The sequence below is a fragment of the Arthrobacter sp. MDT1-48-3 genome (assembly GCF_054511015.1).
Genome location: NZ_JBTNDL010000003.1, coordinates 350,443 through 376,313 on the forward strand (window position 1 = coordinate 350,443; position 25,871 = coordinate 376,313).

18 protein-coding genes are annotated in these 25,871 nt (G+C 71.1%); 10 read left to right on the top strand and 8 right to left on the bottom strand.

Going from position 1 to position 25,871, the window contains the following annotated elements:
- Positions 1–20 precede the first annotated feature (20 nt).
- From ACX80L_RS09355 to ACX80L_RS09370, 4 genes are all read left to right on the top strand, one after another.
- Positions 21–806 carry an SDR family NAD(P)-dependent oxidoreductase gene (locus ACX80L_RS09355; protein ID WP_208740498.1) on the top strand — a complete coding sequence of 262 codons (786 nt, stop codon included), beginning with the start codon at positions 21–23 and terminating at the stop codon, positions 804–806.
- A 47-nt stretch (positions 807–853) separates the two neighbouring features.
- Positions 854–2,017, top strand: a complete 1,164-nt coding sequence (locus ACX80L_RS09360; RefSeq protein WP_459289194.1) for an acyl-CoA dehydrogenase family protein — start codon at positions 854–856, stop codon at positions 2,015–2,017.
- A 298-nt stretch (positions 2,018–2,315) separates the two neighbouring features.
- Positions 2,316–5,147: a phosphoenolpyruvate carboxylase gene (gene ppc / locus ACX80L_RS09365; protein WP_459289359.1), complete on the top strand. Its 2,832-nt coding sequence runs from the start codon at positions 2,316–2,318 to the stop codon at positions 5,145–5,147.
- Positions 5,148–5,276: 129 nt separating this feature from the next.
- Complete coding sequence (locus ACX80L_RS09370) at positions 5,277–6,230, top strand: NADP-dependent oxidoreductase (protein WP_208740500.1); 954 nt, start codon at positions 5,277–5,279, stop codon at positions 6,228–6,230.
- Here ACX80L_RS09370 and ACX80L_RS09375 read toward each other — a convergent pair.
- From ACX80L_RS09375 to ACX80L_RS09405, 7 genes are all read right to left on the bottom strand, one after another.
- Positions 6,227–7,591, bottom strand: coding sequence for a tryptophan-rich sensory protein (locus tag ACX80L_RS09375; RefSeq protein WP_459289196.1), 1,365 nt, complete (start codon positions 7,589–7,591; stop codon positions 6,227–6,229). The two genes, ACX80L_RS09370 and ACX80L_RS09375, sit on opposite strands and share 4 nt — an antisense overlap.
- A 19-nt stretch (positions 7,592–7,610) precedes the next feature.
- Positions 7,611–8,246, bottom strand: a complete 636-nt coding sequence (locus ACX80L_RS09380) for a DedA family protein (RefSeq protein WP_459289198.1) — start codon at positions 8,244–8,246, stop codon at positions 7,611–7,613.
- 62 nt (positions 8,247–8,308) lie between these two features.
- A complete protein-coding gene (locus ACX80L_RS09385; protein WP_459289200.1) occupies positions 8,309–9,217 on the bottom strand; it encodes an RluA family pseudouridine synthase in 909 nt (302 codons plus the stop codon).
- 39 nt (positions 9,218–9,256) lie between these two features.
- Complete coding sequence (locus ACX80L_RS09390; protein ID WP_133080345.1) at positions 9,257–10,075, bottom strand: Fpg/Nei family DNA glycosylase; 819 nt, start codon at positions 10,073–10,075, stop codon at positions 9,257–9,259.
- On the bottom strand, positions 10,068–15,095 hold the full coding sequence (locus ACX80L_RS09395; RefSeq protein ID WP_459289202.1) for an Lhr family ATP-dependent helicase: 5,028 nt from the start codon (positions 15,093–15,095) through the stop codon (positions 10,068–10,070). Before ACX80L_RS09395 ends, ACX80L_RS09390 begins: the two co-directional genes overlap by 8 nt.
- A 712-nt stretch (positions 15,096–15,807) precedes the next feature.
- On the bottom strand, positions 15,808–16,524 hold the full coding sequence (locus tag ACX80L_RS09400; RefSeq protein ID WP_459289204.1) for a DUF4232 domain-containing protein: 717 nt from the start codon (positions 16,522–16,524) through the stop codon (positions 15,808–15,810).
- A gap of 70 nt (positions 16,525–16,594) precedes the next feature.
- Positions 16,595–17,050 (bottom strand): 23S rRNA (pseudouridine(1915)-N(3))-methyltransferase RlmH, encoded by a 456-nt coding sequence (locus ACX80L_RS09405; protein ID WP_459268875.1) that lies wholly within the window; start codon positions 17,048–17,050, stop codon positions 16,595–16,597.
- A gap of 193 nt (positions 17,051–17,243) precedes the next feature.
- Here ACX80L_RS09405 and ACX80L_RS09410 point away from each other — a divergent pair, with 193 nt between their 5' ends.
- The 6 genes from ACX80L_RS09410 to ACX80L_RS09435 are packed head-to-tail and all read left to right on the top strand — an operon-like array spanning position 17,244 to position 23,825.
- Positions 17,244–18,707, top strand: coding sequence for an SDR family NAD(P)-dependent oxidoreductase (locus tag ACX80L_RS09410; RefSeq protein WP_459289206.1), 1,464 nt, complete (start codon positions 17,244–17,246; stop codon positions 18,705–18,707).
- Between the two features lie 35 nt (positions 18,708–18,742).
- Positions 18,743–20,236: a class I SAM-dependent methyltransferase gene (locus ACX80L_RS09415; protein WP_459289208.1), complete on the top strand. Its 1,494-nt coding sequence runs from the start codon at positions 18,743–18,745 to the stop codon at positions 20,234–20,236.
- Positions 20,233–20,463, top strand: coding sequence for a hypothetical protein (locus ACX80L_RS09420; RefSeq protein ID WP_459289210.1), 231 nt, complete (start codon positions 20,233–20,235; stop codon positions 20,461–20,463). Before ACX80L_RS09415 ends, ACX80L_RS09420 begins: the two co-directional genes overlap by 4 nt.
- Positions 20,460–21,791 carry a family 1 glycosylhydrolase gene (locus ACX80L_RS09425; protein ID WP_459289212.1) on the top strand — a complete coding sequence of 444 codons (1,332 nt, stop codon included), beginning with the start codon at positions 20,460–20,462 and terminating at the stop codon, positions 21,789–21,791. The genes ACX80L_RS09420 and ACX80L_RS09425 overlap by 4 nt, the downstream gene beginning before the upstream one ends.
- The gene (locus ACX80L_RS09430) at positions 21,781–22,914 is read left to right on the top strand and encodes a glycosyltransferase (RefSeq protein ID WP_459289214.1); all 1,134 of its coding nucleotides are present in this window, start codon (positions 21,781–21,783) and stop codon (positions 22,912–22,914) included. The genes ACX80L_RS09425 and ACX80L_RS09430 overlap by 11 nt, the downstream gene beginning before the upstream one ends.
- 5 nt (positions 22,915–22,919) lie before the next feature.
- Positions 22,920–23,825: a phosphodiesterase gene (locus tag ACX80L_RS09435; protein WP_459289216.1), complete on the top strand. Its 906-nt coding sequence runs from the start codon at positions 22,920–22,922 to the stop codon at positions 23,823–23,825.
- A 25-nt stretch (positions 23,826–23,850) separates the two neighbouring features.
- Here ACX80L_RS09435 and ACX80L_RS09440 read toward each other — a convergent pair whose 3' ends face one another.
- Positions 23,851–25,833, bottom strand: coding sequence for a serine/threonine-protein kinase (locus ACX80L_RS09440; protein ID WP_459289218.1), 1,983 nt, complete (start codon positions 25,831–25,833; stop codon positions 23,851–23,853).
- Between the last annotated feature and the right edge of the window lie 38 nt (positions 25,834–25,871).

Here is a 25,871-nt window from a genome sequence, read left to right on the forward strand (position 1 = left end):
GCCGGGCGGAAGGATCAGGCATGGACATCAGCGGAGCGGTCGCCCTCGTCACGGGCGGGGCCTCGGGACTCGGTCTCGCCACCGCCCGCAGACTGTTCGACGACGGCGCGTCGGTGCTGCTGGTCGACCTCCCGCAGTCCGCCGGGACCGACGCCGCCGCGGAACTCGACCCCTCGGGGGACCGGGTCCGCTTCGTCGCCGCCGACGTCGCCGATCCTGCCCAGGTCCAGGCGGCAGTCGCCGCGGCCACGGAACTCGGCCCGCTGCGGATCGTCGTCAACTGCGCCGGCATCGCCACGCCGGGCAAGGTCCTGGGACGGGACGGGGTCCTGCCGCTCGAACAGTTCGCCCGCGTCATCACCGTCAACCTGGTCGGCACCTTCAACGTGATCCGGCTCGCAGCCGAGGCGATGGCGGCCACCGCCACGGTCAGCGGTCTCGGAGGATCCGAGGAGCGCGGCGTCATCATCAACACCGCCTCCGTCGCCGCCTTCGACGGCCAGATCGGACAGCCTGCGTACTCGGCCTCCAAGGGCGGCGTGGCTGCCATGACCCTGCCCATCGCCCGGGAACTCGCCCGCTCCCTGATCCGCGTCGTGACGATCGCCCCGGGCATCTTCGAGACACCCATGATGGCGGGCCTGCCCCAGGAGGCCCAGGATTCCCTCGGCGCCCAGGTCCCGCACCCGTCCCGCCTCGGCAAGCCCGTCGAATACGCCGCGCTCGCCGCTCACATCGTCGAGAACCAGATGCTCAACGGCGAGACGATCCGCCTCGACGGCGCCATCCGCATGGCGCCGAAGTAGCTCCAGCGCACCACCCCCGGTCTCAGCTCGATCGAAAGGACGGCTCGATGGAGAGCCCGCTGCCCACCGCCGATTTCCTCGGCTTCGAGTCCCTCCTGGCGACCTCCGAACGGGAGAAACTCCAGGACGTCCGGGACTTCCTCGCCAAGGACGTCTCGCCGCGCGCCGTCGAATGGTGGAACCGGGCCGAATTCCCGCACGAACTCCTGCCCGGGCTGGCGGCGCTGAACCTCAGCACGCCCGTGCAGCAGGGGTACAGCCACCTGTTCAGCGGACTGGTGATCGCCGAGCTCACCCGCGCCGACACCTCGATCGCGACGTTCTTCATGGTCCACCACGACCTCTTCGTCGAGGCCCTGCACACCTTCGGCAGCGACGACCAGAAGGCGCGGCTCCTGCAGGACGCGATGGACCTGAGGATCACCGGCGCCTTCGCCCTGACCGAACCGGAGCACGGGTCCGACGTCGCCGGTGGCATGACGACCACCGCCACGCGCGACGGCGACACCTGGGTCGTCAACGGCGCGAAGCGCTGGATCGGCAACGGGACGTTCTGCGACTACATGCTGCTCTGGGCGCGCGATACCGAGACCGGCGGAGTGCGCGGCTTCATCCTCGACGCCACGCTGCCCGGTGTGACCCGGACGGCGATCGCCAACAAGACGGCGCTGCGGACGGTCCAGAACGCCGACGTCACACTGACCGACGTGCGCATCCCGGAGGCGGACCGCTTCGCCGGCATCGAGTCCTTCAACGACACCCGGCAGCTCCTGCTGGGCTCACGGATCCTCGTCGGCTGGCAGGCCGTCGGCCAGCAGCTGGCCGCGTTCGACGTCGCCCGGCAGTACGCCCTCGAGCGACACCAGTTCGGCCGACCGATCGCAGGGTTCCAGCTCATCCAGGACCAGCTCGTCACCATGATGGGCAACACGACGGCGAGCCTCGGCGTCATGGCGCGCATCGCCCAGCTGCAGGGGCAGGGTGCCTCCGACATGGCGCAGGCCGCCTTCGCCAAGTCCTTCACCACGGCCCGGATGCGGGAGACCGTCGCGCTGGGACGGGGGATCCTCGGCGGCAACGGCATCGTGACCGATTACGGGATGGCCAAGATCTTCGCGGACGCCGAGGCGGTCTACACCTACGAGGGGTCCTACGAGATCAACAGCCTGATCGTGGGCAGGGCACTGACGGGCATCTCGGCGTTCGCCTGACCCGGTGCGGCGACGGCGGACGCGAGCTGCCGCTTCCTGCACGCGTTTTGGGCGGGAAGTGCGTGTCGGGCGGCGACACGCCGTCGTCCGCGCCGTTCGGCTGATCAATGCCGTGCACGAACCCGCGGTGGTTGCGGGGCCGGGCCGTCCCAGGCCGCAGCAGGGCGGCGCCGGCGTTCACATGACGGACGTGGTGAGGCCCACGCCACATCACTGGGTAGTATCCCAACAGCAATCCGTCGTATCCAGTGCCGCATACGCCCCGTTTTCCGTGCCCTGAAAGCAGGCTGTTGTGACAGTGCCCCTCGAAGTGTCCCCCGCGCGTGCCGCCGACCAGTTCAGCGAGACGGTGGGCGACATCAGTTCCGACCTGCGCGCCGATGTCCGGCGCGTCAGCACCCTCCTCGGCGAGTCCCTCGTGCGGCAGCACGGACAGGAGCTCCTCGACCTCGTGGAGCGGGTACGCCTCCTCACGAAGCAGTCCAAGGAGTCGGGCAGCGGGGACGACGCCGCCGGGCGCGCGGCACTTGCCGAGCAGGTCCGCGAACTCCTCGCGGCCCTGCCCATCGGTCAGGCCACCGAACTGGTCCGGGCCTTCGCCGCGTACTTCCACCTCGCCAACGCGGCCGAGCAGGTGCACCGCGTGCGCGGCCTGCGGACGCGGTCCGAGGAGGACGGCTGGCTCGCCCAGACCGTCTCCCGCATCGCGTCCGACGCCGGTCCGGATGCTCTCGCCGACGTCGTCCGGGAGCTCGACGTCCGCCCCGTGTTCACGGCCCATCCCACCGAGGCGTCGCGCCGCTCCGTGCTGGACAAGCTGCGCCGGCTGTCCGACATCCTCGCGGAGTCGACGGCGGAGGGATCCCAGCAGCGCCGCCGGCAGGACCGCCGGCTCGCCGAGGTGATCGACCTCATCTGGCAGACCGACGAGCTGCGGCAGGTGCGGCCCACGCCGATCGACGAGGCCCGCAACGCCATCTACTACCTGGGGAACATCCTCACCACCTCGATGCCGGAACTGCTGGAGGACCTCTCGGACCTCCTCGCGGACCACGGCGTCGCCCTTCCCGCGGGTGGTGCGCCGCTGAGGTTCGGGTCGTGGATCGGCGGCGACCGGGACGGCAACCCCAATGTCACGGCTTCCGTGACCCGCGAGATCCTGCAGATCCAGAACCAGCAGGCCGTCCGCATCGCCATCCACTTTCTCGACCGGCTGATCTCGTCGCTCTCGTCGTCGACCACGATCGTGGGTGCCTCACCCGAGCTGACGGCGTCGATCGAGAAGGATCTCGCCAACCTGCCACGCCTCGACAGGCGCGTGCTGGAACTGAACGCCCAGGAGCCGTACCGGCTCAAGCTGACCTGCGTGAAGGCGAAGCTGCTCAACACGGCGGCGCGTGTCCAGCAGCAGACGGCGCACGAGCCAGGTCGCGACTACAACGACACCGCCCAGGTCCTGGCCGACCTCGAGCTCGTGGGGGACTCGCTGCGGCGGAACGCGGGGGGCCTGGCTGCCGACGGAGCCCTCGCCACGGCGTCGCGCGTCATCTCCTCCTTCGGCCTGCACCTGGCGACCCTCGACATCCGTGAGCACGCCGACATGCACCACGACGTCGTCGCGCAGCTCGCCGACCGGCTCGGCGAGCTGGAGGTCCCCTACCTCGACCTGGACCGGGAGGGGCGCCGCCGGGCGCTGTCCCGCGAGCTGGCCTCGCGGCGACCGCTGGCGGCGGTCAACCCGCCGCTCGACGACGGCGCGCGACGTACCTTCGACGTCTTCCGCGAGATCGCCTCGGCGCTGGAGACCTACGGGCCGGACGTCATCGAGACCTACATCGTCTCCATGACCCGCGGCGCCGACGACGTCCTCGCCCCCGTGGTGCTGGCGCGCGAAGCGGGCCTTCTCGACGTGGTCGGCGACGGCTCGGGCAGCCCGGACTCCGGTGCCTTCGCGAAGATCGGCTTCGCCCCGCTGCTCGAGACGGTGGACGAGCTCCGCGTCTCGGCGGAGATCGTGGACACCCTCCTGTCCGATCCGACGTACCGCGAGGTGGTGCGGCTCCGCGGCGACCTGCAGGAGGTCATGCTGGGGTACTCCGACTCCAACAAGGAGTCCGGCGTGCTCACGAGCCTCTGGGAGATCCACAAGACCCAGCGGCGCCTGCGCGACGTCGCCGCGAAGCACGGTGTCCGCCTCCGCCTGTTCCACGGGCGTGGGGGGTCGGTGGGCCGCGGTGGCGGCCCGACGTACGACGCCATCCTCGCCCAGCCGAACGGCGTCCTCGAGGGCGAGATCAAGTTCACCGAGCAGGGCGAGGTCATCAGCGACAAGTACTCGCTTCCGGCCCTGGCCCGCGAGAACCTCGAGCTGTCCCTGGCCGCGGTCATGCAGGGCTCCGCCCTGCACCGCACGCCGCGTACGTCCGACGACGAGCGCGGCCGCTGGGCCGAGGTGATGGAGACGGTCTCCGATGCGGCGTTCGCGCGGTACCGCTCGCTCATCGACCACGAGGACCTGCCGGCGTACTTCCTCGCGTCGACGCCCGTGGAGCAGCTCGGCTCGCTCAACATCGGCTCGCGCCCGTCCAAGCGGCCCGACTCCGGCAGCGGGCTCGGCGGACTCCGCGCCATCCCGTGGGTGTTCGGGTGGACGCAGTCCCGGCAGATCGTCCCGGGCTGGTTCGGCGTCGGCTCCGGCCTGCGCGCGGCGCGGGAGGCGGGGCACGAAGGGCTGCTCGCCGAGATGCTCGGCCGATGGCACTTCTTCCGTACCGTCGTCTCGAACGTGGAGATGACGCTCGCCAAGACCGATCTCGAGATCGCCGCGCATTACGTCGAGGCCCTCGTGCCGGGCGACCTGCAGCACCTCTTCGGCGTGATCCGGGAGGAGTACGAGCTGACCCTGGCCGAGATCCGGCTGCTCACGGGGGAGCACGAGCTGCTCGACGACCAGCCCGTGCTCAAGCGCTCCCTCGCGGTGCGCGACCAGTACCTCGACCCCATCTCCTACCTGCAGGTGGAGCTGCTGCGCCGCGTGCGGGCAGAGGCCGGCGAGCCCGACGGGCAGCTGCAGCGGGCCATGCTGATCACCATCAACGGCGTCGCCGCGGGGATGCGGAACACGGGCTGACACGCGGCCCGGACGCCGCGAGTCGTGGCGCCCGGTGATGCCCCGCGGGAATACCCGCCGGAGGGTGCCGGTTGCCGCCTCTGGAAGCGGAGAAGCAGGCCTCAGGGCCGGTTCAACCAGAGGAGCACCATGAAGGCAGTGTTTTACGAGCGGTACGGCGATCCTGACGTCCTCCAGTACGGCGAACAGCCCGACCCGAAGGTCGGACCGGACTCCGTGCTCGTCGAGGTCCGTGCGGCCTCGGTCAACCCGGTCGACTGGAAGATCACGGGCGGTCACCTCGATGGCGCCCTGCCCACCTACTTCCCGGTGGTCCCGGGCTGGGACGTCGCCGGCGTCGTCGTCCAGCCCGGCCCGTCCGTCACCGAGTTCCAGGCCGGCGACGAGGTGATCGGCTACGTCCGGATGGACACCGTCGGGCTGGGGACCTTCGCGGAGCAGGTGGCTGCTCCGGTCCGGACGCTCGCCCGCAAGCCGCGCAACGTGTCATGGGCCGAGGCCGCCACCATGCCGCTCGCCGGGCTCACCGCCTACCAGGCCCTCCGGGCCGTCGGTGCAGGGGAGGGCGATACCGTGCTCGTGCACAACGGTGCCGGCGGCGTGGGGACCTACGCCATTCAGATCGCGACCGCCTGGGGCGCGCGCGTGCTGGCCACGGCGTCCGAGAAGAACCACGACTTCCTGCGTTCTCTCGGTGCCGAGCCGCTGACCTACGGCGAGGGACTCGCGGACCGCATCACCGTCGCGGCTCCCGAGGGGCTCGACGCCGTCGTCGACTTCGTGGGCGGGGACGACCTGCCGGTCTCCCTCGAGCACCTGAGGACTCCGGGGCGGGTAGCCTCCGTGGTCGATGCAGGGATCAAGGACGAGGGCGGGCGCTACATCTTCGTGCGGCCCGACCCGGAGGACCTGCTGGCCCTGACTGAACTCGTGGAGGCCGGCAGCGTGAAGCCCGTCCTCGCGGAGACCTTCCCGCTGGAGCGCGCGGCAGACGCCTTCCGCAGCAGCATCGAGGGACACGTGCGCGGCAAGATCGCCGTGACCGTCGGCGACGAGGGCCAGGCGGGCCTGCCGGCCGCCTAGTAGCGCGTGTCCTCGTAGTCGTCGCCGAGGAGGTCGAGGGGTTCGCGCTGTGCGTCCTCCTCGGCACGGAGCCAGCGGCGGTACGCGTGGTCCACGCGGTGCCGGCGGGAGCCCGCGGTGATCAGCAGCAGGAAGATCGCCATGGCGGACACGAAGGCGACGTCGACCGCGAAAGGCTCGCCGAGCATGCGTTCGACGGCGATCCACAGCAGCCCCCAGCACGTCGCGGCGGCTACCGAGAGCCGGCCCCGGTCCGTCGAGCACACCACGGCCGCTGTCATGAGGACCGTGATGATGCCGAGGATCGCCCAGGTGGTGCCCTTCCACCCGAACAGGTCGATCCCGGTGGCCGTGAAGAACGCCGCCGCGTTGGCCGCCGTCGCGACGAGCACCCAGCCGAGATAGAGACCGATCGGCGTGTCGACGGCGGCTCCTTCGAACCGCGTCTCGCCGGGGTGGTCGTTCAGGGTCTGGATGGCCACCAGCAGCGCGAAGAACAGCAGCAGGATGACCACGAGGCTCAGCACCGGCTGGTCGGCCTGTGCGCTGAGGATCCAGGCGAGGTTGAGGAGCATCGAGGCCGCGACGGTCCAGCCGAGCCTCCGGTGCCGCTCACGCCGACGCTGTGCCGGCAGCCACTGGAACACCGTGTACGCCACGAGGCCCGCGTAGATGACGCTCCAGATGGAGAAGGCCGCCGACGACGGCGCGAGCAGTGTCGCGTCCGGGGCGAACGCTCCGCCGGCGGCGTCGCGGATGGACGGACCGCCGAAGGCGCCGACGCCCGACGCGGAGCCCAGGATGCAGGCCACGGCGCACAGCGTCACCGCGGACTGCCGGACGAGATCCGGGTCCCAGGTACCGACGTGACGGACGGCGGCACCCCCGTGGCGGCCGAGCGCCTTGCCCGTCACGCCCGCGGCGACCCGCGCCCTGCCGGCGGCGACGCGGAGACGCTCCGCGGAGGCACCGGCCCTGTCGCGGTCCCCGCCGGTCGACCCCGTCACGGAGCGGAGCGCCTCGCGGGCAGCTCCCGTGGCCGATCCCACGATCCCGGGTAGCGACCGCCGTCCCGAGGGCGGACCGTCGACCGGCGCCCGATGCCCTGCTCCCTGGTGCGCCGTCGCCCGGTTCGCCGTTGTCCGGTTCGCCGTCGCCTGGTTCGCCATCGTCCGGTTCGCCGTCGCCTGGTTCGCCGTCGCTCGGGCGGCGGTGCCCGATGCGGCTTCGCCCGATGCTGCTTCGGCAGGACCGTCGTCGTCTGTGGTCGCCGTGGTGCGCGGCTGAGCGGCCTTCAGCCGCTCGAGGACACCTGCCGTGCCCGGCCGCGGCTCCTCGACCGGGGCGTCGGAGGCTGCCATCGGGGGCCGAACCGGCCTCTCAGGGAGCCTGGGTCCCGGGTTCGTCGGGGTGCTCATGCGCTTTTTTGGCCTTCCGGTGTTTCTTCAGGGCGAGGACTGCCGCCGTGATCGCTCCCACCAGCGTACCGACAGCCATTCCCAGCAGCGCACTGACCCCTGCCGGCAGCCCCGTGGACGCGCCCGCGACGAAGCCGAGGCCGACCAGCCATGCCGTCCACAGCACACCTCCCGCAGCCGCCGCGAGCATGAACGGCCGGAGTGGGAGCTCCGCGATCCCGGCGGCGGCCATGCTCGCCGTCCGACCGCCGGGGAGGAAACGCACGGCGACGACGGCTGCGTAGGTGGGCGAGGTGCCGGCCTTGTCGATGGCCCTGCGCAGACCGCGATGGACGGAACGGCCCCATCGGAAACGGTCGAGGAAATGCGTGAGCTTGCGCCGGAACAGCAGGAAGACGGCGACGTCCCCGAGCCAGCTGCCCGCGAAGGCGGCGACGAGCGCGAACGGGAGGAGGAGCATGCCGTGGGCCGACATGGTCCCGGCGCCGATGACCATCAGTTCCGAGGGCACCACCGGAAGCACCACGTCGACGAAGATGACGGCCACCATGACGAGGAGGTAGAGCGGTGCAGGAATGTCGGTACCGGGCAGGTCCACGCTGCAAATCTACCGTCCGCGCCTCGGATCCGGACCGGGATCTCCGAGGGTGCGAGGGGACGTCAGGCGAATTCGGCGAGGGTGAGTCCGGAGGTGAACCGCCGGTCCGAGCCATCCAGGGGGTCGGTGAACGCGATGCTGTGCGCCAGGAGCTGCAGCGGCCTGCCGTAGTCGTCGGGTGCCTGCGGATGCAGGACGGGGTAGAACGGGTCGTTGATGATGCCGAGTCCGAGCGACGCCATGTGGAGCCGGAGCTGGTGCGTCTTCCCGGTGTGCGGTTGCAGCCGGTACAGCCCCAGGTCGCCGCGCCGGTCGATCAGGCTGACCGTGGTGAGCGTGTTCGGGGGGCCCTCGACCTCCTGGGCCAGGAGGTAGGTGCGGGATTTCACGATCCGGCTCCGGACGTCGAGTGGTTCGACGTCGAGGCGCAGCTCGGGCCGCACGGGCGCCACCGCGCGGTACTCCTTGGTGATGCGTCGGTTCTCGAAGAGGAGCTGGTAGGCGCCGCGGGTCCCGGGATCGATGGAGAACATGAGGATCCCGGCCGTCATGCGGTCCAGCCGGTGCATGGGGATGAGGTCCGGCAGGCCGAGTTCCACGCGCAGCCGCACGAGCGCCGACTCGGCGACGTACATGCCGCCGGGCGTGGTGGGCAGGAAGTGCGGCTTGTCGACGACGAGCAGGTGGTTGTCCCGGTGCAGGATGGACAGCTCCACCGGGAGGCGTTCCTCGACGGGCAGCTCGCGGTAGTACCAGACGAAGGTGTGCTCACCGAGGGGGGTGGAACGGGTCAGGACCTCGCCGCCGAGCGCCATCACCTCGCCGCGGTCGAAGCGCTCGCCGATGCCCTCGGGGTCGACGTGGTCGAACCGGTCGAGGATGTACTCCAGCGCCGTCTCCCACGGGCCCTCGGAGGGCAGGCGGAGCCGGGTGGCATTGACGCCGTTGCGCACGGGCAGGGGTGACGCCATGGCCATCAGCGCGCCGGCCGTTCCGTTGCATCCACTCCGTCAGGGTAGTGCCCGTGCATCTGCCGTCTCCAATCGGGGCTGGCAGTGCGGGCAGTAGTACAGCTCGCGCAGCTCGGTGTCCGAGTCGCCGAGCTGCTCCAGCGCCACGGGGGTGCCGCAGCGCAGGCAGCCCCGCCGGGAACGCCCGTAGACCCACAGGGTATTGCCCCGCAGCTGCCCGGTGGTGGCACGGGTACTGCGTTCCTTGTTCGCCTCGAGGAGCTTCTTGGAGAGCTCGACCATGCGCGGGAGGTTGGGCACCTCGGCCACCGGGGTCAGCGGGTGGACGCCGGCGAGGAAGCACAGCTCGCAGCGGTAGACGTTGCCGATGCCCGCGAGGTTGCGCTGGTCGAGCAGCGCCAGGCCGATGGGCCGGTCCGGCTGTTCCCGCAGGCGGCGCAGCGCTTCATCGGGGTCCCAGTCGGGCCCGAGGAGGTCCGGTCCGAGGAACCCGACGGCGTCCTCCTCCTCGGCGCGCGCGATGACACGCAGGAAGCCGAGTTCGAACCCGACGACGACGGCGTCCTCCGTCCCGAGGATGCACCGTGCCTTGAACGCGGGTCTCCGCCACTTCTCCCCTCGGGCGTAGACGTGCCAGAGGCCCTCCATCTTGAGATGCGAATGGATGTCCCAGCCGTCGTCGCCCCCGCCGCGGATCAGCAGGTGCTTCCCGCGGGCGACGACCTCCTGCACCGTGGAGCCGGTGAAGTCGACCGTGGCGAAGCGCGGAACCCGGATGTCGCAGCGGGTCAGGACCTTCCCGGCCAGCGCCCGGTGCAGCTCACGCGCCGCCCGCCAGACGGTATCCCCCTCAGGCACGGATCCTCAACCCCCTCGGCGTCGTGTAGAAGCCGGCATCCGCGAGTGCCCTGCCGATGTCGGTGTCGAGGATCTCGCCGCCGTTGACCTTCTCGAGGGCCATCTTGTCCGCTGCACCCCGTCGGATGACCGTCACCAGCGCCAGCGCGGCCGAGCGCAGCACGTCGACGTCCTCGGTGAAGGTCAGGAGGGTCTTTCCGCCCCGTTCGACGTACAGCGCGAGGGCGCCGTCGACGAGCACCACGAGGGCGCCGGCCTTCCGGCCTGCCCGGTGGCCGCCGTCGGCCTGCGGCCAGCCGAGGGCCGCACCGTAGGGGTTGGCGGGGTCCGTGGCGGCGAGTGCGACGGCCTTCCTCGGAGGGGCCTCCCCGCCGAGCACGTCCTGCGCCGTGGGCAGCTGGTTGTCCGCACTGAAGGAGCGCAGGCGGTCCACCGTGGCGGGCACGGCGAACTGGGCGGCGCCGAGCTGCTCGATGAAGTAGCCCCTCCTGCACCGGCCCATCTCCTCGAGCCGCGCCAGCACCTTGTACATGAGCCCGAAGCCACCGGGGATACCTTCGTTCCCCACGGCGCCGCGCGTCACCACGCCATACCGGTCCAGCAGCAGCTCGGCCTGGGCGTGCGCGTGCAGTGTGGTCTCGGACTCCGTGGCGGGCAGCATGTTCCAGCGTCCGGCCGCCAGGGGAGGGGTGGGTCGCTGGTAGCCGTCGCCGGCACCGTCCGCTGCGTTCAGCCGCATCGAAGCGCCCGTGAGCGACTTCCCGGGAGCCCGGCCCAGCCTGCCCGCGCGGGAGGTGCGGGCGCGCGCCGGTACGGCTTTCTGCTTGTGTGCGGTCTTGCCGTTGGCGAGGAGCGAGCGCACCGGGGTGAAGGTGTCGTTACTGATGCGGCCGGCCCACACGAGGTCCCAGAGGGCGGTGACCACGGCGGTGTCCGCGACGGGCTCCTGCACGTCCAGCAGGTTGGTGAGCTGCCGGAGGAAGTATCCGCCACCCCCGGAGAGGGAGTCGAGCAGCGCCGTGTGCAGGGCGGACGGTTCGAAGGTGGGGTCGGGGCGCAGCGTGAGGGACGCGTTCTCGGCCAGGTGCAGGGCGATCCAGCCGTCGTTCCCGGCGAGCGAGCCCGCCCCGGACCACAGCACCTCGCCCGTGGCCGTCAGCTCGTCCAGCATCGCGGGCGTGTAGTTGGCCACGCGCTGCGCCAGGATCAGTGGCTCCCAGGCGGAGGCCGGGATCGGCACGCCGGAGAGCTGGTCGATCACCGTGATCACGCCGTCGAGCCCACGGAGGTTCGATCCGATGTGCTGCCACGCCGGGAGGAACCTGCCGTACGCGGACGGGTCCACCGGTTCCACCTCCTGGCGCAGCGCTGCGAGGGATCGGCGGCGGAGGCGGCGGAGCACCTCGGCGTCACACCATTCGCTCGAGGCGGGGGTGTGCACGGTGATGGTGCCCGGTGCCGCCCCGGATTCGGCGGAGATGTCGAGCACCGGTGTCGCCTCGGCGGGCCGGAACTCGCCCTCCACCACGCGGCCGGCGCCGGCGAGCCGCTGCAGGGCTCCGGCGACGACGGCGACGCCGAGGCCCAACCGGGCGGCGGCCTCCGCTGCGGTGAACGGACCGTGGGTGCGGGCGTAGCGGCCCACGAGGTCCCCGAGGGGATCGGCGACGGGTTCGATGAATGCGAGCGGGATACCCATGGGAAGCGGTACACCGATCGCGTCGCGCAGGCGGGCGGCATCCTCGACGGCGGAGATGCGTTCCGCCCCGGCGATGTTGACGGTCAGCGCTCGGTTCGCCTTCACCAGGGCGGCGACGTGCCCGCGCACCACCTCGGGGGAGGCCCGGCCCGGAGTCGGCGCGGGCTGCGTGGTGGTGGCGAGCAACTCCTCGTCCGTGGGCTCCCCTCCACCGGCACTGATGTGATCGGTGCCGTCGGCGCCGTTGCCGTGGGCACCAGCCCCATGATCGGCCATCTGCAGGGCAGCACTCGGTGCGGCGGGGTCCTGCCCTGCGGACCGACCCGCAGCGGGTCGGTCCTCCCCGGGAGCCTCCAGCCGCTGGCTGATCTCCTCCACCGTCAACGGGCCGAGGAGCCGCAGCAGATCCGCGACACCCTCCAGCCCACGCGCCAGCCGGTCCGGCTTCAACCGCTGGAGCTCCAGCTCCGTCTCGGCGATCACCCGGGCGTCCAGCAGCTCACGGAGCTCGGCGCGCCCCAGCAGCTCGTTGAGGAGGGTGGGATCGAGGGAGAGAGCAGCGGCACGCCGCTCGGCGAGCGGGGAATCGCCCTCGTAGAGGAAGGACGCCACGTAGCCGAAGAGCATGGACCGGGCGAAGGGGGAGGGCTGCTGCGTGGTCACCTCCACGATGCGCAGTTCCCGGCGTTCGAGGGACGCCGCGAGCTCCTTCAGGGCAGGGAGATCGTAGACGTCCTGCAGGACCTCGCGGACGGTTTCGAGCACGATGGGGAAGGTGGGGTACTTCTTCGCGACGTCCAGCAGCTGCGCGGAACGTTGACGTTGCTGCCATAGCGGTGATCGTTTTCCGGGATTCTGGCGCGGCAGCAGGAGGGCGCGCGCTGCGCATTCCCGAAAGCGTGACGCGAACAGGGCCGAGCCGCCCACCTCTGCGGTGACGATGCCGTCGAGTTCCTCGGCGTCGAAGAGGAAGAGGTCCGCTCCGGGGGGTTCGTCGTCCATGAGCGGTACCCGCAGCACGATGCCGTCATCGGACGCCATCGCGGAGCCGTCCATGCCGTAGCGCTGCTCGAGCCGCGCGCCGACCGCCAGGGCCCAGGGGGCATGCACGGGCATGCCGAAGGGGCTGTGCAGCACCACGCGCCAGTCGCCGAGCTCGTCGTGGAATCGCTCCACCACCAGGGTCCGGTCACTCGGGACCACTTCGGTGGCCTCGCGCTGCTCCGTCAGGTAGGTGATGAGGTTGCCGGAAGCCCAGTCGTCCAGTCCGATCCTCGCGCAACGCTCTTGCGCCTGCTCCACGGTGCCACCGGACATCTCCCGGTTGAAGGCGCCCAGCGCCCGGCCGAGTTCCACGGGCCGTCCTAGAGAATCACCCTTCCAGAACGGCAGCTTGCCGGGTTGCCCGAAGGCGGGGGAGACCAGCACACGATCGTGCGTGATCTCCTCGATGCGCCAGCTCGTGGCGCCGAGTGCGAAGACGTCGCCCACGCGCGACTCGTAGACCATCTCCTCGTCGAGCTCGCCGACGCGGCGGCCGCCGGCACGCGGACCCTCGCCCTCCGAGCCGACGAGGAACACCCCGAAGAGGCCCCGGTCCGGGATGGTGCCGCCCGAGGTGACGGCCAGGCGCTGCGCACCGGGCCGGCCGGTGATGGTGCCCTCCACGCGGTCCCAGATGATGCGGGGGCGCAGCTCGGCGAACTCGTCCGAGGGGTACAGGCCCGCGAGCAGGTCGAGCGTGGCATCGAACGCGGATCGCGGCAGCGTGGCGAACGGGGCCGATGCGCGGACGACGTCGAACCATTCCTCGACGTCGATGGTGCCCAGCGCCGCGGCGGCCACGGTCTGCTGGGCGAGGATGTCCAGCGGGTTGGTGGGGATGTAGAGGGGCTCGATCTTCCCCGCGAGCATGCGCTCCACCGTGACCGTGGTGTTGACGAGGTCCCCCCGGTGCTTGGGGAACAGGACTCCCTGCGAGACCTCGCCCACCTGGTGTCCGGCGCGGCCCACGCGCTGCAGGCCACTGGCCACGGAGTGCGGTGACTCGACCTGCACCACGAGGTCCACGGCGCCCATGTCGATCCCGAGCTCCAGGGAGCTGGTCGCCACGACGCAGCGCAGGCGTCCCGACTTGAGATCGTCCTCGATGAGTGCGCGCTGGTCCTTGGACACCGAGCCGTGGTGGGCCCGGGCCAGGAGCGCCTCGGCGCCGGCGCTCTGGCCCGCCTGCGCCATCATCTGCGCCGGGGTTGCAGTGGTGTGCGCGAACGACGGCGAGCTCGCGGCTGGTTCGGCGGCGTCCGGCATGCCACCGGCGGCCCAGGCGGCGTCGCGTTCCAGGCGTTCGGCGTGGATCTCGTTGAGCCGGGCAGTGAGGCGCTCGGCGAGCCGCCGCGAGTTCGCGAACACGATCGTGGACTGGTTCGCCTCGATGAGGTCCACGATCTTCTCCTCCACATGCGGCCAGATGCTCGCCTGCGGTACGGCGTCGCCGTCGTCGTCGGTGTTGGCCGCAGCTCCGCCGAGCTCCGTCATGTCCTCGACCGGTACGGTGACGGTGAGATCCCACTGCTTCTTCGACGGCGGCGCGACGATCTCCACCGGGGCGTTGCCGGAGAGGAAGCGGGCCACGGTCTCCTTCGGCTCCACCGTGGCCGAGAGACCGATGCGCTGCACCGGCTTCTCCAGCAGTGCGTCGAGCCGCGCGAGGGAGACGGCGAGGTGGGCGCCGCGCTTGGTCCCGGCGACGGCGTGCACCTCGTCGATGATGACGGTGTCCACCTCCATCAGCGTCTCGCGCGCCTTCGAGGTGAGCATGAGGAACAGCGATTCGGGGGTGGTGATGAGGATGTCCGGGGGACGCGTGAGCATCGCGCGGCGCTCGGCCTGTGGGGTGTCGCCCGAGCGGACGCCCACGGTGATGCTCGGCGCGGGCAGTCCGAGGCGCTTCGCCGTCTGCGTGATGCCGATCAGGGGCGCCCGCAGGTTCCGCTCGACGTCGACGCCGAGGGCCTTCAGCGGCGAGATGTAGAGCACCCGGGTGCTGCGCTTCGGCTTCTTCGGCGATGCCTTGCCGCCCTTCGCCGCAGGGTCGAGGACGTCGGGATCGCCGCTGCCCTCACCGGAGGCGATCAGCCGGTCCAGCGCCCAGAGGAAGGCGGCGAGGGTCTTGCCGGATCCGGTGGGCGCGACGACGAGGGCGTTCGACCCGGCGGAGATCGCGGACCAGGCGCCCTCCTGAGCCGGGGTGGGCTCGGCGAAGGCTCCCGCGAACCACTCGTGGGTTGCGGGGGTGAACCTCGTCAGTACCTGCGTCACTTCTTCATTCTGCCCCAGCGCACCGACACTCCATCCGGTGCCGCCGCACCGGACCACGTCCTGCGACAGGCCGGCGGAGAGGGAGTACGTTGCGTAGGACGGCGTACGGAACGAACGACGGAACGAACGACGGAACGAACGACGGAACCACCGACGGAGAGGCGACGCATGGGAGCCGGGACCGGGGAGGCCCAGCCTGCCGCGCCCCGCGGGGACGTGGCCAACAACTGGGTCCCGGTCGCAGGGATCGGGGCTCTCTTCCTCGGCGGAGCCGTGACGGCGCTCGTGGTCGACGGCGACACGCGGCGGACGGCGGCCTATTTCGTGGTGAGCACCCTGGTGCTGATCCTGGTGGCTGCTCCCTGGCTCGTCTCCCACCCTCCGGCGCTTGCCGCTCCTCCGGGCGGCTATCTGGTGCTCGGCGTCGCCGTCGAACTGGGCGCACTCGTCGGCGGTGCCGTGGAGGCCTTCCACGGACTCGGGGCCTGGGTGGTGCTCGGGGTCGGTCTTGCGGTGTACGGGCAGTTGGAACGGGCCCACGTCATGGTCACCGCGGGTGGAGTCGCGGCCGTCCTCGGTGTCGTCGCCATCGCGGCGGCTCTGCCGTGGCTGACGCTGGGGCTCGCGCTGGCCACCTCGGCGTTTCTCGTCCTCGCAGCGTGGCGGCTACGGCGGCTCGGGCCGCGCGCGCAGTACCGGGCGGTTCGCGCGGCTAGGCGGCGGGCTGGAGCGTTCCGACGGTCATCAGGACGATCGACGACGCCGAGCATGCCGGGATCTCCTGCGCCAGGACGAGCGAGTCGGTGGCGCCCGGCGGGTAGACGCGGACTCCGGCCGCCGGCGTGATGCCGCACCCGTCGCCGTAGTTCTGGGCGTTGGTCTGCTGCAGCGTGGCCGTCGCCGATGCCCCGGGAGCCAGGACCACAGGGGTCGTGGCGGAGCCGTCGCGGTCCGCGGGGGCGCCGATCTGGGTGCCGGACGCATCGACGAAGGACACACCGGGGAACCCGTCGACGACGCACTCCTGGTCGGATGCGTTGGTAAGCACGATCGTCCGGTAGACGCTCCCGGCTGCTGCTCCGCCGGCCTGGTCCTCGACGGCGCCGCTGAGTTGCGCCGCGGTGCAGACGCCGGCGGCTGCCGGCGTCGACGCGGATGCACTGGGGGAGGGCGACGGCGTCGCGCTCTCCGTCGTGGCGGTCGGAGCGGGGGTCGCCGGGGTGGTCGGCTCAGCCGAGGACTCCGCTGTGGCCGACGGCGAAGCCGACGGTGCCGATGCCGATGCAGAGGTTGATGACGAGGACGGTGACGAGGTCGCCGTCACCCCGGCGTCCTCCGATCCCGACGACGCGCAGCCGCTCACGACGGCGATCACTCCCACGGCCGTGACGGCCGACATCCAACGCTTGCTCCCCAGCAGACTAGTCATGCCCTCACCCTACGTCCGGGAATCGGGGTGTCCCGCAGGCGGCGCGTGGTGTGGCGGGATCGTTACACGCCTACTCGTGGTGGTAGGACCGGCCGCCGGCGATCTCCTGGGCGCGGTACACCTGCTCCGCGAGGATGAGGCGGACGAGCTGGTGCGGGAACACCAGCGGGGAGAGGGACCAGATGAAGTCGGCGCGCCGGTGCACGTGATCATCGACGCCGTACGCGCCGCCGATGATCACTGTGACATTGCGGGAGGACTCGAGCGGGCGCAGGAGGGTCCGCGAGAGCGTGGGGGAATCGATGGCCTTGCCGCGCTCGTCGAGCAGCACCACGTAGTCGTCACCGAGCCTGGCGAGGAGCCGCTCGGACTCCTCCCGGCGCGCGGCGTCGTGCTCCCTCGCCGAGTGGGCGATCAGCTGCCACGACAGGTCGAACGGTTTCTTGAGGCGTTTCACGTAGCGCTCGATTCCCTCGGCCACCCAGCTCTCGTGCTTGCGGCCCACTGCGAGCACCCGGATTCCCATGTGATCAGGCTATCGCCAGGGGAAGGACTCCGGCCCCGCAGTGGCCCCGGGATGAACTGCGGGCGAACGCTAGGCAAAGGACAAGCGCTTGCACAAGACATTCGTCCGCGGAAGTTTTCCTGCCCGGCGACCGGCGCCGTAAGTACGCTTACTAAATTCTGTGAGGACCACGAAGTGAACGAAGGGGGCGGCAATGTCGACCATCACCGGCGGAATGGACGCACCAGGCACAGCGGGCAACGAGGCACGCTCCCGACGACGAACGATCGGAGTGGTCCTCGCCGGCGGTATCGGTACGCGCATGGGCCTCGAGATCCCCAAGCAGCTGGTGCCCGTGGCGGGCCGCACGAGCCTCGAGCACACGGTCGACATCTTCCAGCAGTGCCCGTTCATCGACGAGGTCATCGTCATGATGGACCCGGGCAGCATGGACCGGGCGGAGAAACTCGTGACGAAGGAGCGCTTCCCGAAGCTCTCCGGCCTGCTGCCCGGCGGGCGCGACCGCAACGAGACCTCGTACCTGGCGCTGCGCGAGATCGCGACCCCGGGCTCGAAGGTGGTCTTCCATGACGCCGTGCGCCCCCTCGTCGACCCGTCCATCATCCGTGCCTGCGTCGACGCCCTGGACACCTATGACGCCGTCGACACCGGGATCCCCTCCGCGGACACCATCATCGAGGTCGACGAGCACGACATCATCCGCGCGGTACCCCCGCGTGCATCACTCCGCCGCGGGCAGACGCCCCAGGCGTTCCGGTGGGACACCCTCATGGAGGCCTACGGCCGTGCCCACGAGGATCCGGCCTTCGCCGCGACGGACGACTGCTCCGTCGTCCTGAAGTACAGCCCGGACGTCCCGATCATCGTGGTGCCGGGCCACGAGGCCAACATCAAGATCACGCACCCCATCGACATCCACCTGGCGGACAAGCTGTTCCAGCTCAAGCACCAGCACGTGGACCCCGTGCCGCTTCCCGCCGCCTCGCTGCGGAATGCCGTCGTGGTCGTGTTCGGCGGCAGCTCGGGCATCGGCAGCGAGCTCGGCCGCCAGCTGCGGGACGAGGGCGCGCACGTGGTCTGCCACAGCAGGACCGGCAGCGGCACGTTCGTGGAGGACCGCACCTCGGTGTCGCGTGCCCTGGCGGACGCCGCCGCGCAGTTCGGGCGCATCGACCACGTGGTCCTCACCGCCGGCGTCCTCACGATCGGCGACCTCGTGGACCTGTCCGACGAACAGCTCCAGCACGACGTCGGCGTCAACCTCATGGCCGCGTTCGTCGTCGCCCAGGAAGCCCACTCCTACCTCGCCGAGTCCTCCGGTTCGCTGCTGCTGTTCTCGTCGAGCTCCTACACGCGCGGCCGCGCCAAGTACACGGTGTACTCGGCCACGAAGGCCGCCCTCGTCAACCTGACGCAGGCGCTGGCGGACGAGTGGGGCCCTGACTCCATCCGGGTCAACTGCATCAGCCCCAGCCGCACGGCCACCCCGATGCGGGAGAAGGCCTTCGGCCACGAGGACGAACACACCCTCGTGCAGGCGGCCGACGTCGCGCGCGTCAGCGCCCAGGTGCTCGCCTCCGACATCACGGGACAGGTGTTCGACGTCCGCCTGCCGCAGGTCGATCCGCTGCCGACCCAGTTCGAAAGTGTCCGGTGAGGGCGGCCGCCCTGACAGCCGACACCCATCGGCTGGTGATCACCGACGCCCGCATCCCCTCGGGTGATGCCCTCTCCGTCCTGCTGGGTGGACGGCGGATCTGGACCGTGCGCGCACCGGCGCCGGGCGACGCCGGCGAACTCGCGATCCCGTGGCCGCCGTCCCTGTCCGAGCGCCTCACAGGCGGCGCCCGCCTCGCCGTGGAGCACGCGGGCATCGAGGTAGCCGCGTCCACGGTGACGTTCGACGACGCCGCATCCGAGTTCGAGCTGACTGAACCCGGCACGGGCATCCCGCAGGTCGTCAACAAGTGGGGTCGTATCGCCCGCTCCTTCGAGGGCCGTGACGCGGCCCTGATCGAGGAGGTCCTCGACGAGGCGGAACACCTCATCCAAGTGCTCCGCCGGGCGCTCGGCATCGAGCTGTTCGTCACGGGCGGCACGCTGCTCGGCCCCGTCCGCAACGGCCGCATCATGGCGCACGACGACGACGCCGACCTCGCCTACCTGAGCGCGCACACCAACCCGTCCGACGTCGTGCTGGAGAGCTTCCGCATCGAGCGGATGCTCCTGGAGCAGGGCTACGAGGTGGTGCGGCACTCCAGCGGCCACCTGCAGCTGATGTTCCCCGGCGGGACCGTGACGGACCGCTTCTACCTCGACATCTTCACGTACTTCGAGTGCAACGGCTGGTTCTACGGCACGTTCCACGCGCGGGAGCGCGCCGAGACCGTCACGATCCACCCGCTGAAGCTCCTTCCCGTGAACGGGCGGCTGCTGCCAGGTCCCGCGGAGCCGGCGCAACTGCTCGCCGCGATCTACGGACCGTCCTGGGAGGTGCCCGATCCGACGTTCAGCTTCATCACCCCGCCCGCCGCGTTCCGCCGGTACTACTGGTGGCTCAACCACTTCGACGTCGACCGTGAGAACTGGGAGGACCACCACCGCGCCGAGATCGAGGGCGGACCGTCCCTGGCGCCGTCGGGCCTCGCCGTCGCTGCGGCGGACCGGCTGCCGCCGTCCTCCACCGTGCTGGACCTCGGGTGCGGGCTCGGCGCGGACGCCCGCTACCTGGCCGACCACGGCCACCGGGTCCTCGCCGTCGACTACAGCCGGCCGGCGCTCGCCTGGGCGCAGGAGAACCTCGGGCACGACGGCGCGGTCCGGTTCGAACGCGCCAACCTGACGATGGCCCGCTCCGTGCTGCACCTGCGGAAGCGGTGCGCCGAGCTCGGCGGGCCGGTCCACGTGCATGCCAACCACCTGTTCAACGCGCTCAGTCCGCTCGGCTGGGACACCACGCTGATGCTCATCAAGCACCTGCTGGCGTCACCCGGGAGCCGGGCGTTCCTCGAGGTGGGGATGGGCGGCACGGGGGGGTCGGCGAGCTGGTCGGAGTACCGGCCCGTCGACCGGACGAGGTTCCAGGACCAGTTGCGCCGGTACTCGCTGAGCGCCGAGGAGCAGGACGACGACCCAGCAGGCGCGGCGACGGTCCGGCGCGTGCTCGTGAGAAGGGAGACGACATGACGGAGATGACGGCGGAGGACATGGCGGTGCGACGTGAGGAACCGGGAGATCTCGCGGACCAGCTCGGCGCGCTCCGGGCCGAGGTGGATCAGCTGAGAGCCGACGTGGTCCGGCTCGACGCGGACCTCGACGAGTCACGGCGGCTCAACCTGAGGGCGGCCGAGCTGCTCGATGTCGTGTACGAGGAACTGGGCGCACGGCGCGCCGCAGTGGAGGAGGCACCGTGACCCGGCAGGGCCCGCCGCTGGAGATCATCGGCGGTTTCGAGAGCACCTTCATGCCCGCGCACGACCGGGACATCTTCGAGACCACCGAGCACGACCTCCGGTGGCGCGAGGACCTCGCCCTGCTGTCCCGATCCGGCATCACGAGGTTGCGCTACCCCGTCCGGTGGCACCGTATCGAGGAGACCGAGGGCAGCTACGACTGGTCCTCCACGGACGAGGTGATGAACCATCTGCGGGAGCACGGCTTCAGGCCCATCGTCGACCTCGTGCACCACACGAGCTACCCGGCGTGGCTGACCGACGGCTTCGCCGACGCCCGCTTCGGCCCGGCCTACCTCCGGTACGCGGAGGCCTTCGCCCGCCGCTACCCCTGGGTGGAGGAGTACACGCTCTTCAACGAGCCGTTCTCCACGCTGTTCCTCTGCGGGCACGAGGCCATCTGGCCGCCGTACCACTCCGGGCTGGAGAGCTTCGTCGACCTGCTCGTCAACGTGCTGCCGGCGGTCGCCGAGGCGAGCCGGCTCTACCGCGAGCTGCTCCCGGGCGCCCGGCACGTCTGGGTGGACACCTGCGAGTTCCACACGGGCTCCGACGAATCGGGCCGGCGGTACGCGGACATGGCCAACGACCGCCGCTTCCTCGCCATCGATGCGTTCCTGGGCAGGGGGTACGACGTCGACAGCCAGCTCGGACGGGACCTCGCCCCCGCGGGCGGCGAGCGCCTGCTCACACTTCCGGCGGGAACCATCGACGTGCTCGGGCTGGACTACTACGCGCACTGCCAGTGGAACTTCTCGGAGGCGGGCGGGGCCGCCCCCACGCCCACCCCGCTGCCGCTGGCCGACCAGATCCAGCAGTACTGGGAGCGCTACGGGCTGCCGTGCATGCTGACCGAGACCAACGTGCGCGGCTCCACCTCGGACCGCGCCACCTGGCTGAAGTACGTGCTCGAGCAGTGCGAGGAGGCCTCCGCCCGCGGCGTCACCATGGACGGCGTCTGCTGGTTCCCGGTCGTCGACTCCACCGACTGGAACTCGCTGCTCTTCCGCTGCGAGGGCCACGTGGATCCCGTCGGTGTGTACTGGCTCGACGAGGACCTCGAGCGGCGCTCGTCGGTGATGTCGACGTCGTACGCGCTCGCCGCCGGCGGAGCCCGCTCGGCCGATCTCCCCGCCTACCTGCTCGCTGAACCCGTGGCCACCTGGCTGCAGGGCTACCGACCCCAGATGGCCCACTGGGACTGGCAACCGCCTCCCGGAACCGATCTCGGTTCGCGTCTTCCCCGTACAACCACCCGAATGGAATTGAGGATCGTCGATGCAAAGTGAACTCATAGTTTTGTCGCACCTGCGGTGGGATTGGGTCTGGCAGCGGCCTCAACAGCTCGTGTCGCGCCTCAACAGGGCGCCCGGACGGAAAACCTGGTTCATCGAGGAACCCCTCACGCCGCAGGGCGGGGTGACGGAGAACCGCCTGGGCACCGCCGAGGCGGACGGCCTGACGCGCGTCTGGCTGGAGATCCCGGAGCAGGGCCGCCATGTCGGCTTCTTCGACGAGGTCATGCCGGACTACGTCGCGCAGCTGCCCGAACTCGTCGGTCCCCCGTCGGGTGACCGCGTCGTGTGGATCTACACGCCGCTGGCCCTCGAGGCGGCCCTCGCGCTCGAGCCGAGCACGCTCGTGTACGACGTCATGGACGACCTCGCCGCGTTCAAGGACGCGGCGCCGGAGCTGATCGTGCGCCAGCGCCAGGCGCTGCGCCGGGCCGACGTCGTCTTCGCGGGCGGGCGCTCGCTCCACCGCTCCGTGGTGAAGCAGGGCCGGGAGGACGCCCACCTCGTCCCGAGCGGCGTGTCCGTGGGCCACTACGCTGCGGCCGCCCGGAACGCCGACCCCGACCGCAGCAGGCCCGTGGCCGGCTACGTCGGTGTGCTCGACGAGCGGCTCGACCTCGAGCTCGTCGCGGGCCTCGCGGAGCGCCTGCCCGAGTGGGAGATCCGCATGGTCGGTCCCATCTGCAAGATCGAGGAGTCGGACCTGCCGCAGGCGCCGAACATCACCTACCTCGGCCAGCAGGCGTACGAGGACCTGCCGGGCCACATGGCGCAGTTCGACGTCGCCCTGATGCCGTTCGCGCTCAATGAGGCGACGAAGTCGATCAGCCCCACCAAGACGCTCGAGTACCTGGCGTCCCGGCTGCCCGTGGTCTCCACGCGGGTGGCCGACGTCGTCGCGGACTTCCCCGGCGTCGTCGACTTGCAGGACGACGCCGAGGGCTTCGCCGCGGCCTGCGAGGCGCTGCGCGGCCGGGCCGGTGAGATGCCGTCGCCGGAACTGCGCCGGCTGCTCAAGCGCCACGACTGGAGCAGGATCGCCGAGCTGATGGACAAGCTGGTCTTCGACCAGGAGCGGTCGACGCCGGAGCGCGCCACGGCCGAGGCGACCGCCTAGCGCCCATGCCGACTCCCAGCAGGCGGGGGGATGCGCACCACTCCCGGGAGCATCCCCCCGCCGACCACCTCCTCCTCCACTTCAGCGACACCCACTTCGTGGCCGACGGCCTGCTCTACGGCGGGGTGGACGGACGCGGACGGCTCGCCCAGCTCCTCGCGGAGATCCTGCGGTCCGGCGTCCGGCCGGACGCGCTCGTCTTCACGGGCGACCTCACGGACACGGGCGACCCCGAGGCCTACGGGGCCCTGCGCGACGTCGTCGAACCCTTCGCGCAGCAGCTGGACGCTCCGGTGATCTGGCTCATGGGCAACCACGACAAGAGAGCGGCCCTGCGCAGGGAACTGCTCGGGGAGCCGCCGGAGGAGACCCCGCTGTACCGCAGCCACCGCCTGGGCGGCCTGCGCGTCATCACCCTCGACACGTCGGTACCGGGGCACCATCACGGGGAGCTCGACGACGGCCAGCTCGCGTGGCTCGAGGCCGAGCTGTCACGGCCCGCGCCCGAGGGCAGCATCCTGGCCCTCCACCACCCGCCGATCCCCATGGTGCAGGATCTCGCCGTGCTGACCGAGCTGCGCCGGCAGGACCGGCTGGCGGAGATCGTGGCGGGGAAGGACATCCGGCTGATCCTGGCCGGGCACGTGCACTTCCCGTCGTCGTCGCTCTTCGCAGGGATCCCCGTGTCGGTCGCGTCGTCGACCTGCTACACGCAGGACCTCAACGTCCCCGTGGGCGGGATCCGCGGCCGGGACGGGGCGCAGGCCTTCAATCTCGTGCACGTCTATCCGCACACGATCGTCACGTCGGTGGCCACGCTCGGGTCCTATCCGACCGTCGGGGAGTACATCCCTCCGGAGGAGGCACGACGACGCCTGACGGCGGGGATCGGGACTCCCGTCCGGCGCTGAGCGGACGGGAGCACCCGGGCCGGGGTCAGCCGTTCGCGTCCTCGCGGGACGTGATCCCGAAGCCCGGGGACTGCAGTTCGGTGAAGTTCCCGACGGTCGCGCGCACCGTGCACTCCGGCGTGATCTGCAGGGCGGTGACGGTGAGCCCCGAGCTGTCGACGGCGAGCGCCCCACCGCAGCCGTCGGAGAACCGCACCCCGTCCTCGCCGCCTGCGACTGCTGTGAACATCTGCGACGGCTTGCCCGACGCCGGACTGACGTAGAGCGGGTTCAGCTCGTCCGGACCGCCGGCCCACACGGGGATGAGCGTGATCTTCAGGGGGCTCGGCGTCACCACACGCGCCGGGGTGCGGACCTCCACCCCGGTCAGACGCTGAACGGGGTAGGCGGTGCCCGGAACGGCCGGGTCCTGCGTCGCGGCCGACGTCGCCTCGGACCCGCCACGGATCCACGCATCGAGCGCCTGCTGGTCGGTGGGCTGCGCCGACACCGAGGCGGTCACCTGGACCGACCCTCCCGCCGGGACCTGCAGGTCCGACAGCGTCCAGCCGCACGCGACATCGAGCCCGGTGATGGAGGCCTGGTTGCGCTTGGCGGGGGCACCCTCCCAGCTCACGGCAGGGCACGCCTCACCCTCGGCCATCCCCGGGACCACCTCGAGGAACTCCCCGGACAGCGGCGCCTTCTGTGCTGCGTAGGTGAGCGTCAGGCGGATCCGGCCGGAGGAGGGCTCGTAGGCGGCGGCCCGCGAGATCGTCAGGCCGGTGGGCAGGGCGGTGTCCTGCGTCTGGGCCGACAGCGGAGCGCCGGCACCGGCGGACGCCGCCGGCCGCTCGGCAGGGCTGAGGACCACGAACCCGACGACCATCCCCACCAGGAGGAGCACAGCCGTTCCCGCGAGGAGGAGGGCCTTGCGGGTGCGCCAGAACGGGCGCGCGCCCGCGGGTTCGAGTCGGGTCCCGGCCACCGGCCGCACGTCGCGTCGCGGCAGAGGGCGGACGATGGTCGTGTTGCCCGCCTCCCCGAGCCGCGGGACCTCCGTGCTGTCGTCGGCGGGCGGGGCTGACGCCAGGGCTGCGAGCTCCGCGTCCGTGAAGGCGCCGCGGACCACCGTGGCGGGGCGATCGACGTCGTCGAAGTCCGCCGGGGCTTCCCCGGGCGCGAGGGGCGCGCTCGCGGCGAGGCGCAGCGCGAGGCGTCGGAGCGTCGCTGCCGCCTCGGCGGCGGTGGGGCGCTCCGCGGGGTCCTTGGACAGGAGCCCGGCCAGGACGTCCCAGAGGCCGTCGTCCACGGGGATCCTCGGCGGATGGGCGGAGACGTGGCGGTAGGCGACGCTGAAGTCCGTGCCCGGGCCGGCGAAGGGGGTGCGTCCGGCGAGCAGCTCGTAGAGCAGGACCCCCGTGGAGTAGACATCACCGGGAGGGCCCGAGCGGCCCTGGCTGATGAGTTCCGGCGGCATGTACTGCGGAGTGCCGATGAGGCCCGTCGTCTGGCGGACCCTCTCGCCCACGACGTCGGAGATGCCGAAGTCGGAGACCCGGACGTCGCCCGGGGTCCACCCGGTCCAGGGCCGGGCGAGGAGCACGTTGTCCGGCTTGATGTCGCGGTGCGTCACGCCCCGGGTGTGGGCGAACGCCAGTGCGTCGAGCACCTCGGCGGTGACGCCCAGCGCGTCCGCGGGACGCAGCGTGCCGGCTTCCCGTACGACGTCCCGCAGGGAGCCGCCGGCGACGTAGTCCATGACGATGGCCAGCCTCGCGCCCTCCACCACCATGTCGCGCACCGTGACGATGGAGGAGTCCTGCAGCCCGAGCAGCACGGACCGCTCACGGACGAACCGCTCCACCAGCGAGGCATCATCGGCGTGCTCGGGACGCAGCACCTTCGCGGCGAGGATCCGGTCGTCGCTCGCGGTGACGGTCCACACCTCACCGACGGCTCCGGAGCCGACCCGCTCACCGAAGCGGTAGGACGCGCCGAGCGCCTGGCCCGTCTGTGCGAGTTGCATACCGTTCCCTCTCCCTCTCTCCGACGCCGTCGGTCTGA